The sequence below is a fragment of the Fulvimonas sp. R45 genome (assembly GCF_030504985.1).
Lineage (GTDB): Bacteria > Pseudomonadota > Gammaproteobacteria > Xanthomonadales > Rhodanobacteraceae > Rhodanobacter_A.
On the sequence record NZ_JASERU010000010.1, the window covers coordinates 98,543 to 110,679 of the forward strand.

Annotated in this window: 9 protein-coding genes; 3 read left to right on the plus strand and 6 right to left on the minus strand. The window is 70.9% G+C overall.

The features are described 5' to 3' along the window. The first annotated feature begins 267 nt into the window (after window positions 1-267). The 3 genes from QMK61_RS10960 to QMK61_RS10970 all read left to right on the plus strand — a co-directional run bounded on the left by QMK61_RS10960 (window position 268) and on the right by QMK61_RS10970 (window position 3,331). Complete coding sequence (locus QMK61_RS10960; protein ID WP_302072240.1) at window positions 268-486, plus strand: hypothetical protein; 219 nt, start codon at window positions 268-270, stop codon at window positions 484-486. Between the two features lie 73 nt (window positions 487-559). Beyond that, window positions 560-2,872, plus strand: a complete 2,313-nt coding sequence (locus tag QMK61_RS10965; protein WP_302072241.1) for a 3'-5' exonuclease — start codon at window positions 560-562, stop codon at window positions 2,870-2,872. A gap of 27 nt (window positions 2,873-2,899) precedes the next feature. Continuing rightward, complete coding sequence (locus QMK61_RS10970) at window positions 2,900-3,331, plus strand: DNA-3-methyladenine glycosylase I (RefSeq protein WP_302072242.1); 432 nt, start codon at window positions 2,900-2,902, stop codon at window positions 3,329-3,331. An 8-nt stretch (window positions 3,332-3,339) separates the two neighbouring features. On the opposite strand, the gene QMK61_RS10975 is transcribed toward QMK61_RS10970, so the two are convergent. From QMK61_RS10975 to QMK61_RS11000, 6 genes are all read right to left on the minus strand, one after another. Then, window positions 3,340-4,365 carry an alpha/beta hydrolase gene (locus tag QMK61_RS10975; RefSeq protein WP_302072243.1) on the minus strand — a complete coding sequence of 342 codons (1,026 nt, stop codon included), beginning with the start codon at window positions 4,363-4,365 and terminating at the stop codon, window positions 3,340-3,342. A gap of 97 nt (window positions 4,366-4,462) precedes the next feature. Next, entirely contained in the window at window positions 4,463-5,716 is a 1,254-nt protein-coding gene (locus QMK61_RS10980) for a heme biosynthesis HemY N-terminal domain-containing protein (RefSeq protein ID WP_302072244.1), read from the minus strand. Next, complete coding sequence (locus QMK61_RS10985; RefSeq protein WP_302072245.1) at window positions 5,713-6,831, minus strand: hypothetical protein; 1,119 nt, start codon at window positions 6,829-6,831, stop codon at window positions 5,713-5,715. Before QMK61_RS10985 ends, QMK61_RS10980 begins: the two co-directional genes overlap by 4 nt. 44 nt (window positions 6,832-6,875) lie before the next feature. Beyond that, window positions 6,876-7,643, minus strand: a complete 768-nt coding sequence (locus QMK61_RS10990; RefSeq protein ID WP_302072246.1) for a uroporphyrinogen-III synthase — start codon at window positions 7,641-7,643, stop codon at window positions 6,876-6,878. A 435-nt stretch (window positions 7,644-8,078) separates the two neighbouring features. Further along, window positions 8,079-10,940: a TonB-dependent receptor gene (locus QMK61_RS10995; RefSeq protein WP_345783628.1), complete on the minus strand. Its 2,862-nt coding sequence runs from the start codon at window positions 10,938-10,940 to the stop codon at window positions 8,079-8,081. Window positions 10,941-11,396: 456 nt separating this feature from the next. Continuing rightward, window positions 11,397-12,107, minus strand: coding sequence for an AraC family transcriptional regulator (locus QMK61_RS11000; RefSeq protein ID WP_302072248.1), 711 nt, complete (start codon window positions 12,105-12,107; stop codon window positions 11,397-11,399). Window positions 12,108-12,137 lie beyond the last annotated feature (30 nt).

A 12,137-nucleotide genomic window follows, 5' to 3' on the forward strand; every position in this document is an offset into this window, starting at 1 on the left:
TGAACCGCCGGCAAATTTTTTTCGCGTCCGGGTTGCAACTTTTCCGCCCTGGCGCGTTCTCAGTATCGGATGCACGCAACGGCATCCCTGGCTCTCACCTCCCTGAGCAGCCACCCGGAAACGAACCTCTCCCCTGGGTTTCGTTTCCCCGGCCCCGAAGGCTCCCCCTAAGCCTTCGGGGCTTTTTTTCGCCCGCGTCCCGCCGACTGTCCGTATACATCCGCAGCCGGCATACTCGGCGTCACGTTCACCCACTGGAGACGTTCCATGCGCGCTGGATTGATCATCGTCGGCATCGCCCTGCTGGCCGCGGGCCTGTGGGTGGTCCTCGGCCACGGCAGCTACCAGCAGACCGACACCCTGGTGCAGCTGGGCTCGGCCAAGCTCACCGCCACGCACGACAAGGCGGTGCCGCAGTGGGCGGGCATCGCCGGCATCGTGGTGGGTGCGCTGCTGCTGGTCGGCGGCATCGTGAAGAAGCGCTGAGCCACCGCTTCCGTCGCCCCGGGACCGCCGCCTTCGCGGCGGTTTCCGCATCGGGCCCGCTACAATCGGTGCGATGGATGTCTCGCACCTGATCGACACGCTCAACGACGCGCAGCGCGAAGCCGTCTGCGCCCCGCCCGGCCACTACCTCGTGCTCGCCGGCGCCGGTTCCGGCAAGACCAGCGTGCTTACCCGCCGCATCGGCTGGCTCACCCAGGTGGAACGGGTGCCGCCGTGGGCGGTCCTGGCCGTCACCTTCACCAACAAGGCCGCGGGCGAGATGCGCGCGCGGCTGGAGTCGCTGATCCCCGGCGGCACCACCGGCCTCACCGTGGGCACCTTCCACGGCATCGCGCACCGCCTGCTGCGCCGGCACTGGCGCGAAGCCGGGCTGCCGGAGGGTTTCCAGATCCTCGACGCCGACGACCAGCAGCGGCTGGTGAAGCGCGTGGTGGCCGGGCTGGGCCTGGACGAGGCGCGCTTCCCGCCGCGCCAGGCCACCTGGACCCTCAACGGCTGGAAGGACGAGGGCAAGCGCCCGCGCGACATCGAGCACGGCGACCATCCGGTCACCCGCACCCTGGTGCAGATCTACCAGGCCTACGAGGACGCCTGCCAGCGCGCCGGCCTGGTCGACTTCGCCGAACTGCTGCTGCGCGCCCACGAGCTGTGGCTGAGGAACCCCGCCGTGCTGGAGCACTACCAGCAGCGCTGGCGCCACCTGCTGATCGACGAGTTCCAGGACACCAACGCGCTGCAGTACGCGTGGATCCGCGTGCTCGCCGGCCAGGTCGGCAAGGTGTTCGCCGTGGGCGACGACGACCAGTCGATCTACGGCTGGCGCGGCGCGCGGGTGGAGAACATGCAGCAATTCCTGCGCGATTTCCCCGGCGCGCGCACGATCAAGCTGGAGCAGAACTACCGCTCCACCGCCACCATCCTCAAGGCCGCCAACGGCGTGATCGCGCGCAACGGCGGACGCCTGGGCAAGAACCTGTGGACCGCCGGCGGCGAGGGCGAGCGCATCGCGCTGTACGCGGCCTACAACGAGCAGGACGAGGCGCGCTTCGTCGTCGAGCGCATCCGCGAATACGTGCGCGAGCACGGCAACGCGCGCGACTGCGCCATCCTCTACCGCTCCAACGCGCAGTCGCGCAACTTCGAGGAGCAGCTCAGCCAGTTCGGCATCAAGTACCGCGTCTACGGCGGCCAGCGTTTCTTCGAGCGCGCCGAGATCAAGGACGCGCTGGCCTACCTGCGCCTGGCCGCCAACCGCCACGACGACGCCGCGTTCGAGCGCGCGGTGAACACCCCGCCGCGCGGCATCGGCGACCGCACGCTGGACGTGCTGCGCCGCCACGCGCGCGCCGGCAATACCTCGATGTGGGAAGCCGCGCTGGGCGAACTGGCCGGCGGCGGCGAACTGGCCGGCCGCGCCAAGAACGCGGTGAAGGCGTTCCTGGCGTTGATCGACCAGATGGCCCGCGATTTTTCTCCCTCCACCCTTCCCGGTACTTCCCCCTCTCCCCTCCGGGGAGAGGGCCGGGGTGAGGGGCCGGGCTTGCCGGAAGGCTCCCGTACAACCGAACCCTCACCCCCGGCCCCTCTCCCGGAGGGAGAGGGGAGCAGCGGTCTCACCCTCGCCGAGCAGGTCGACCACGCCATCACCCACACCGGCCTGCGCGACCACTACGAGAAGGACAGCCGCGGCAACGGCGAGGCGCGGGTGGAGAACCTGGACGAACTGGTCAACGTCGCCAGCCGCTTCGAGCGCACGCAGGAGGACATCGAGGCCGGCCTCGACGAGCTTTCCGCGTTCCTGTCGCACGCCGCGCTGGAAGCCGGCGAAGGCCAGGGCGAGGCCTGGGACGACTGCGTGCAGCTGATGACCCTGCACTCGGCCAAGGGCCTGGAGTTCCCGCTGGTGTTCCTGGTCGGGCTGGAGGAAGGCCTGTTCCCCAGCCAGCGCTCGGTGGAGGACGAGGGCCGGCTGGAGGAGGAGCGCCGGCTCGCCTACGTGGGCATCACCCGCGCCCGCGCGCGGCTGGTGCTGAGCTACGCCGAGTCGCGCCGCATGCACGGCACCGAGATGCTGGCGCGGCCCTCGCGCTTCCTCGGCGAGATTCCCGCCGAGCTGGTGGACGAAGTGCGCCCGCGCGTGCAGGTGAGCCGGCCGCTCTACGCCGGCCGGCCGGCCGCCGCGGCCGCGTCGTGGCAGGAGGAACCGCCGGTGCGGCTGGGCCAGCGCGTCAGCCACCCGAGCTTCGGCGAAGGTGTCGTCACCGCCGCCGAGGGCAACGGCGCGCACACGCGGCTGCAGGTGAACTTCGAGGACGCCGGCAGCAAGTGGCTGGTGGCGGCGTATGCCAACCTCACGCCGCTGTAGGCAGGCCGCGCCGGCCGGGCGCATGCCGTGACCACCCCGCGGGTGGTGCCGGGCTGGAACCCGCTCGGCGGCGCGGCGCGCAGCGACGACGAGGTGTTCGAGCTGCTCGCCGCCGCCGTGTTCCAGGCCCGCTTCCGCCCGGCCGTGGTGCGCCGGCGCTGGCCCGCGATCCGCCAGGCCTTCGCCGGCTTCGACCTGGCCACGGTCGCCAGCTGGCCGGACGATTGCGTGGACCGACTCATGGCCGCGCCCGGCATGATCCGCAACGAGAAGAAGATCCGCGCCACCCTGCGCAACGCCCGCGACCTGTGCGAACGCGGCACCCGCCACGGCGGCGCGCTGGCCTACCTGCATGCCTGCGGCGACGACGAGGACGCGCGGGTGCGCGACGTCGACGCCTGGGCGCACTACATCGGCGCGCCGTCGATCCGCTGGTTCCTGCGCGCGCTGGGCGGCTGAGAGCCTGCTCAGCGCGACGGCAGCACGCGCGCGGTTTCCTCCAGCACCTGCGTCACCGCGTCGACCACGGCGCCGGGCTGGTCCAGCTCGATGTCGTGGGAGGTGTCGGCCACCTTGCGCAGCTCGCCGCGGGTCGAGGTCGCCACGATGCCGCGCTGGGTGGCGTCGCGTGCCGCCTCCAGCCGCCTGCGCATGTCCGCCGGCGCGTCGGCGTAGGTGCCGGCGGCCTGCAGCACCAGCAACGGCGTGTCGCCGTGCGACTCGTCCTTCGGCACCGGCTGCGCGAACACCCGCGCGTTCTGCGCCAGCTCCGAACGCAGGGTGTGCCAGAACACCGGGCGCAGCATGCGTGCGTGGTCGGCTGCGGCCACGGCCTTGCTCTGCCACGGCGCCGGCCCGTCGATGCACTGCGCCAGCGCGGCCGATGGCCTGGCCAGCCGGCCGTGTTCGGCCGCCTGCTCGCAGCGGGCGAGGAAAACGTCGCGCTGCTTGTTGATCGCCACGTCGTCCTTCATCCACTGCGCCGACATGAAGCGGCCCAGGTCCTGCGCCGGCGGGTCGACCAGCACCAGCGCGGCGACGTCGCCGGGATGTTCGCCGGCATAGCGCCGCACGATGTTGCTGCCCAGCGAATGCCCCACCAGCACCAGCGGCACATGCAGCCCGGCCGCATGGATCAACGCGTGCAGGTCCGCCACGTCGGCGTCGAGCCCGCGCGGCAGCGGCCCCTCGTCGCTGAAGCCGTAGCCGGCGCGGTCGTAGGAGCACACGCGGGCGTGCGCGGCCAGCCGCGGCTGCACGCGGAACCAGCTCGATGCATCGGCGTGCGAGCCGGCTTCCAGCAGCACCGTCGCCGGCCCGCTGCCGTTGCAGCGCAGGTCGAGGTGCCGGCCCTGGCCGATCGCGACGAGTTTGCCCGGCCTGGCGTAGCTGTCGGGGGTCTTCGCCGGTTGCGGCGACGCCGCCGCGGCCGTCGCGACCAGCAGCAGGCCGATGCAGGCCAGGGCCGTGCTTCCCGGGTGTCTCGATTCCATCTGCGCCTCCCCGTTGGATCTGCTCTGGGACTGGCGCGGGAAAGGGAAGTTCTCGGGCGGGCGCCGTTTTGTGACGAACGGTGCCGCCGCCGCGGCCCTAGCCGCGCAACCGCGGCACGCCGTGCTGGTCGCGCTCTTCCACCGCGATGCCGCGGGTGTCGATGCCGGGGCCCGGCGCGCCGCCGGCGCGCGGCACGGCTTCGCCGCGCACCGCGGCCAGCGCGTTGCGGTAGCAGCGCTGGGCCTGGGTGGCGTCGCCCTGGCCGGCGCAGGCATCGCCCAGCGCCTCCCACGCGCCGGCGCCGGGCTCGAGCGCCAGCGAGCGTTCGAGGTACTGGCGGGCCTTGCCCCACAGCTTGAGCCGCACGCACAGGCGGCCGGCGGCCAGCAGCAGGACCGGGTCGTTGGGATGGGCGTCGAGCCAGCCTTCGGCGCGGCGCAGGCGGGCTTCCATGTCGCCGCCGGGCAGGGTGCCCCAGGTGCCCACCAGCAGCGGCGACCATTCGCGGCGCAGCGCCGATTCCAGTTCGTCCATCGCCGGCAGCACCAGGCCGAAGCCGGCGGCGCGGCGGGCGTAGGCGTCGATGGTGGCGCTCACCCGCCGCTGCGGCTTGGGCAACTGCGACCACAGCGTGTTGAGCGCGGCCGCGTCGGGCGCGGCGTCCAGGCTGGCGACCAGCACGCGTTCTTCCAGCGCGGCGTAGCCGCGCGCGCCCAGCGCGCCGCTTTTCTGCAGGGGTTCCAGCGCCTCGCGGGCGCGGCGGGTGTCGCCGGTGGCCAGCGCGGCCAGCGCCAGTTCGCGCCAACCGCCGGGGCTGAGCTGGCTGGCGTCGGCGTCCGGCGCCAGCAGGGCCAGCGCCTCGGCCGGCTTGCCGTCGCGGCGCAGCACGCGGGCGCGCAGCACGCGCGCGGCGCGCGGCGCCACCTGGGCCGCCTCGTCCAGCGCCTCCAGCGCGCGGCCGTGTTCGCCGCGACGCGAGGCGGCCTCGGCCGAGGCCAGCAGGGCCGGGCCGCGCAGCGCGGCCAGCCGCGAGGCGCGGTTGAGGTCGCGCTCGGCGTCACCGTGGCGGCCTTCGGTGAGCGCCACCAGGCCCTCGCCCAGCCGCTGCCGGCTGAGCCGGCGATGGCGCCGCGACAGCGCGCCGAACGGCCAGCGCGCCAGTCGCCACAGCCCGGCGAGCACCGCCCAGGCCAGCAGCAGGATCACCACCGCGGCGAGCAGCGAGGTTTCCACCTGCCAGCCGCGGATGCGCACCAGCACGTAGCCGGGATCCGCCGCCACCCAGTGCCAGCCGAACGCGGCCAGCGCGGCGACGACCACCAGCAGCAGGATCCAGCGCCACAGCTTCATGGTCTGGCCCCGTGGCTGGACGCCGCCGGCGCCGGCGCGGGCTGGCCGCCGGACAGCGCGTGCACGGCGCGCAGGTTGCGCAGTTCGCCCAGCGCGGCGCCGAGCTGCACCGGCGCGGTGGGCTTCAATCCGGCAAGCAGGCCGGCGACCTGTTCGCGCACGTGCCGCACCGGCGCCGCCTGCGGGTCGAACTGCGCGGCGAGGCCGGCGTCGGCGCGCTGCAGCGCGGCGCGGGCGGCGTCGCTGTCGCGCGCCAGCAGGGCTTCCTGCGCCTGGGCTAGGTCCAGCGCCAGCAGTTCGTGGGCGAAGCGCGCGTCGGCCGCGGCCAGCGGCGCGCCGTTGTCGCGGCGCACGCTGATGACGCCGGCCAGTGCACGGCCGATGCGCGCCCAGGCGCCGTCGGCGGGGGCACCCGTCTCGTCCAGCGGTTTCAGCGGCAGACCGGCGGCTTCGCCGCGCAGGGCGGCGAGGGTGTCGAGCATGGCCGCGCGGCCCGCCGGCTCGCTCTGCAGCAGCGCGCCGCGTTCGCCTTCGATGGCCTGGCGCAGGCCGGCGAAGGCCTGGTCGTCCACCCCGGCCAGGGTCTGCGCGGCCAGCGCGTAGGCCGCCGCGGCGCCGCGCGCGTCGTGGAACAGCTCGTAGCGTTGCTGGCCCATGCGCAGCAGCGACTCGGTGTCGTCCAGCAGCATCGCGTCGTGGCCGGACAGGGTCTTCTCGGACAGCTTGCCCACCGCACCTTCCAGCGCGCGCAGGCGCTCGCCCTGGCCAAGCAGTTCCTCGCGCAGCGAGCGGTTCACCTGCTCGGCGTCGTCCAGCCGCTGGCGCAGCGAACTGCCGTTGCTGCTGACCCCGGCCAGGCTGTGCTCCAGCACGCTGACGCGCTGCTCCAGGTCGGCTGCGGCGCGGCGGCTGGCGCCGTGGTCGCGCATCTGCTGCCACTGGCGCCAGCCGACGTAGCCGGTGCCGACGATGGCCAGCAACGCCAGCAGCAGGGCCAGCGCCAGGCTGCCGCCGCCGGGGCGGCGCGGCGACGCGGCGGCGGGCCGCGGGCGGGTGGTGTCGGCGGGCGCGCCCACGGGCGCGGCGGTGTCGCGGGTGGCTTCGTCCTGGTTCATGCGCGCATGCTAGCAGGGCACGCCGGTGGCGGCTGAAAGCCGGTTCAGGCGCTTGCCCAGGCGGCCGCGAGCATCGCGTCGGCCTGCGCCGACGCGGCCACGCGCACCTCGGCGAAGCCGGCGGCGTGTGCCAGCGCGGCCAACCGTTCGCTGCTCGCCACCGCCACCGCGGCGCGCAGCCGGGACCACGCCGGCGGCGGCAGGATCGCGCGCAGCTTGTCCAGCGCTTCGCCGCTGGACAGCAGCACGCGCGCGTCCGGCGGCAGGCGCAGCAGCGGTTCCAGGTGGCGGCGGTCCAGCCGCGGAGCGACGCGGGCATAGACGTGCACTTCGCGCAGCTGCGCGCCGCGCGCGACCAGTCGTTCGCGCAACAGGCCGCGCCCGCCCGCGGCGCCGACCAGGGCCACGCTTCGCCCGCGCGGTTCGCGCAGCGCCGGCAGGTCGAGCAGGCCCTCGCTGTCCTGCCGCCGTGGCGCCTGCGCGTCCAGGCCGTGCCGGCGCAGCGCGGCGGCCGTGCCCTGCCCCACCGCGAACACCTGCGCACGCGTGGCCAGCGGCCGCAGCGCGGCGGCGAAGCGCACCGCGGCGGGGCTGGTGAACAGCAGCAGTTCGTCGCGCAGCGCCCGGTCCAGCGCCGTGCGCGCCGCCTCGCGATCCGCCGCCGCGCGCAGCGACAAGCCCGGCAGCAGCAGCGGCACCCCACCCGCTGCGCGCACCTGACGCGCCAGCGCACCGGCGGTGCCGGCGGGCCGCGTGATCACCACCACGCGGCCCTGCAAGGATGGCGGCGGATTGTGTGGATCGCGACCCATCTCCGTCCGGTTCGCCCGCGCTGTGCGCAACAGGCGGCGAGTATAGCTGCGCACCTTAGAGTCCGTTCATGATCTCCGCGTAGCCCGCGCCGGGAGCTGTTTGCACGCAGGCCAAGGAAGAGTGAGGGAGTGGACGTCCGTCCACGATTGAACGATGACGCCGGCCTGTGGGCCAACAGACCCGGCCCTTCGAGTTGCCTTGCTTTGGCCGCCATGCGGCAGCGCGCGGCTTGGCCTGCCAGCCAGGCAGGCGCTGCGCCACGCACTCCCACTTGGCGGCCAAAGCAAGGCAACGCGGGCCACGCGGAGATCGTGAACAGGCTCTTATCGAATCAGGACAAAAAAACCGCCCGTGACGGGCGGCTGGTTGGGGAGGACAAGTGGCGAGCGGCGGAAGTCTTGGCTTCCGCTCTAGGGATACTTCTCGAAGCGCCCTCAGAAGTCGTAAGAGACGCCGAAGCGCACATAACGCGGCTGCGATTGATCCACCGCAGTCATGTAGTAAGGATTCTCCCCCCCAGTAGAGCCGTAGAACGGGGAGGTCTGCGTCACCACGCGGTTGTTCAGCAGGTTGTAGACCATCACGTTGAAGGCCAGCTTCTTGCCGGCCCACGCCGGGCGGTATTCCGCGCTGACGCTCAGCGTGTACTGCCACGGGTTGTGCCCGGCGTCACCCGGCCGCGACACCTTGCCGGCGCACCAGTGGTAGTAGCCACCGCTATAGGCGAGGCCAGGATTGGTTTCCTGCGGACCGTAGTAGCCCAGGCAACTGCGCGGTGCGCCGGACATCACCAGCAGGTTGCCCGACAACATCCATTCCGGCGTCAGCTGGTATGAGCCGTAGGCCTTGAGCTGGTGGCGCCGGCTGTTGGACAGCTCGCCGTTGGCGTACTCCATGACCTGCCAGTAATCCCAGTCCACCGTGGCCGACACGTCGGTCTGGCCGATATCCGAACGGACCTGGCCTTCCGTATTGCCATAGCTACGCGAAAACAGGTAGTCGACCTTGCCGTACCACGTGCCGTCGAACGGATGCTCCAGATACAGGTTCAGACCGTAGTAATGCCTCTTCAGGCCCGAGGGAAAACCGAAATCCGCGGTGCTCATCGGCACCTCGTAGTAGCCGCCGGCGAGCTTGGCCACCTTGAGGATGTTGGTCCGCCCCGGGTTGAACAGGTAGGCGCCGGAAATTGCATCGGCATCGTAGGTGCTACGGTCGATGCCCATGCGATCCATCTTGGCGGCGATCGCGCCGGAGTCGCTGAAGTCGTCGATGGCGTTGCGCAGGTTGCGGTAGGTGGCCTTGGCGCCGTATACCCAGGCATCGCCCAGCTTGTGGTCGAAGCCCAGGATGTATTCGTCCTGGTACTCCGACTTCAGGTTGACGGCACCCACCATCTTCGGGTCATGCGGTTGGCCGTATTCGCGGTTCACTGAAATCGGTGCGCCGAGGCCGCGGCCGGTGTCGATGGGGGTCAGGCCGGTGGGCTGACCGTTGGCGTCGATGCCGGTATATGTGAAGAACTGACGGGTGTACAGCGGCGCGCCGGCCTGGCGCATGGCCACCGTGGCCGGCAAGGCGAGGTAGTAGCGACCCGCGTTGCCATAGACCTTGAAGCTGGAATCGCCGTCCACGTCCCAGCTGAAACCCACGCGCGGCGCCCACTGCGGCGAAGTCAGCCGCAGATAAGGCTCGCCACCCGGGTTGTAGTTGGTGAACTGGTCGTTGCGCAGGCCCAGCTTCACCAGCCAACGATCGCTGACCTGCCAGCTGTCCTCCACGTATTGCGCGCGCTGGACCACCCGCACCGAGCCGCCGCCGTAACGCCGGTACTTGGCCACGTAGTAACCGGTGGCGCCGCCCGGGTAGCTGCCCGGCGCGGCGACATAATTGTCGGCGCCAGGCGCCGCGGCGATGGGCGTGTTCGGGTTGCCTTTGTTGTATTCCCACGCGTAGCCTGGATCGACCATCTTGGTGCCGTCGTTGATGTCATCGATGGTCTGGTTGTCGATACCTGCCGACAGCGTGTGCGCGCCCAGCCGGTAGCTGAGATCAAGGCGCAGGTTGGTGTTGCGCGAGGTATGGGTGGGATCGTCCACCTTGCCCAGGGTCTGCGGGCTGGCGATGGTATGGCCACCGTTGAGCGCCGGGTTCTGCTTTTTTGCACTGTACAGGCGCCCGATGGAGGGATAGCGGTTGTCGATCTGGCTGTAGTAGGTGCCATCCATGCGGCCATACATCGCCGAGAACGTCAGCGCGTCGGTGAGGTAGCTGGTGAACTTGCCGATGTAGAGGTCGGCGCCGGTCTTGGTCGACGTGGCCGCACCCGTTCGCGCACCGGTCTTGCCGGTGGCGTAGTCGTAGTCGTAGAGGTCGGCCGAATAGGAGCGCTTGGTGGATGCGCCGGTCACTTCCAGGATGTTGCTGTCGGTGATGTTCCAGTCCAGCTTGGCGTACCATTTGGGATAATCGTTGCGGTACCGGGTGTTTTGGGGCGAATCGGTGGAACTGATGGTATTGCCCTGGCGGCGCTCGGCCTCGACCGCCGCGAACAGGTACAGCTTGTCCCTGATCAGCGGACCGCCGGCGTAGGCGCTGACCACGGTCGTCCACGAGCGCTCGTGGGCGTTGTCGTTGTACAGCTTGCCGCGATCCGCACCGCGCATGAAGACGATGTCGCGCTGATCGCCGCGGGCGAACGCGGGCGTCCACAGCACCTGGGCGCCAAAATGCCATTCGTTGGTGCCACGCTTGCCGACCTGGCTGATCACGCCGCCGTCGGAGCGACCGTAGGCCGCGCCGTAGCCGCCACTGAGGATTTCCTGCTGGTCGATCGCGCCGTACGGAAGGGTGAAGCCGCCGAAGTCGCTGAGCGGGTCGGTCGTGTTGAATCCGTTGATGTAGTAGGCGTTCTCGGTCACCGCGGAGCCGCCGAAGGACACCACGCTGCCGCCCGTGGGCCCGGTGAAGTAGCCGCTGCCCTGGATCACGCCCGGCGCCAGCAGCGCGATCGCCTCGGCATTGCGAGCGAGCGGCAAGTGGGCCAGTTGTTCCGAGGTGATCACGGTGCGCGAATCGACACCCGTGACGTCGATGGCGGGCAGGGCGCTAGCCGATACCGTCACGGCCGACAGTTCCTTCGCGTTCGTCACCGCGGCGAACGACACTTCGGTGCCGGCTCCCACCCGCAACGATACGTTCGATCGCTCGTCAATCGTTCTTCCGTCGCGCAGCAGGGTCACCGTGTAGGTACCCAAGGGCAGCGCGTTCAGTGCATAGCGACCCTGTGAATCCACAGGCACCTGCCGGACCAAGCCGGCGGTATTGCGTACCTGGATCGTTTCGCCGGCCGCAGCCGGTGCCTGGCCAAAAATGGAGCCCGTCGTCGCCTGAGCATGCAGTTGGCCGACACCCCCCAATCCCGCCAGTAGCGCAAGCGCCATGACGTGTCGCCGCAGAGGCGCGCGGCCCCGCGACAGCGTGTTCTTGTTCATCCGCGTCTTCTCCAGATCTTCGATGAATCGGACATCCGGGCCGCACCCGATCTGTGCAACCGCCCGGCCAGCACATGGCATCCCGTTCGAAGCTGCCGTTTCCCCCAGGCCCCTCTCCTGGCCCGACCGCGGTGATCCGGCGAGTGCATCGCGCAGAACCCGGGATTCATCGTGACCGACGTGTTCTTGCGATGTCTTGTCGTATGGGATCGCCATTCATGCGGAGGTCCGCACAAACATGCGATATGCGACAGTGGATCAGCCGTGCAGGCCGCGGAACTCGCGCGGGGTCATGCCCACGGTGGCCTTGAACTGGCGCGCGAACGCGCTCTGGTCGTTGAAGCCGCAGGCCAGGCCGATGTCGGCCACGCTGCCGGCGCCATGCAACAGGCGCATCGCCGCCTCGATGCGCAGCTTGGTCAGTGCCTGCTGCGGGGTGAGCTGGAACACGCGGCGGAAATGCCGTTCCAGCTGCGCCACCGAGATCCCGGCCAGCGCCGCCAGCGCGGACACGCGCACGTTGCTGCCGTAGTGCGCCTGCATGTGTTCCATCACCCGCGCCAGCCGCGGGTAGGTGGGATGGCGGCCATCCGGATGACCGAGGTCGCGCGAGATGCCGATCACACCGCACACCTCGCCGCGCTGCCGGTGCGGGTATTTGCAGGTGAGGCACCAGCCCGGCGCGCGGCTGGGCAGCAGATGCACCTCGAGCTGGTTCTCGATCGACTCGCCGGCCAGCACGCGCCGGTCCTGTGCGGCATAGGAACTGCCCAGCGCGCTTGGGAACAGTTCGGCGACGCTGCGCCCGACCACCTCGTCGCGCCGCTTAAGGCGCAGCCGGCGCACCAGGGTGAGGTTGGCATGGGTGTAGCGACCGGCGCGGTCCTTCACGAAGAACACCACGTCGGGCAGCGCATCGAACAGCGTCTGCATGTCTTCGGCCGAAAGCTTCACGTCCACGACAACCACCCCGGAGTCGCAAGCGATGGCGCACGCTAG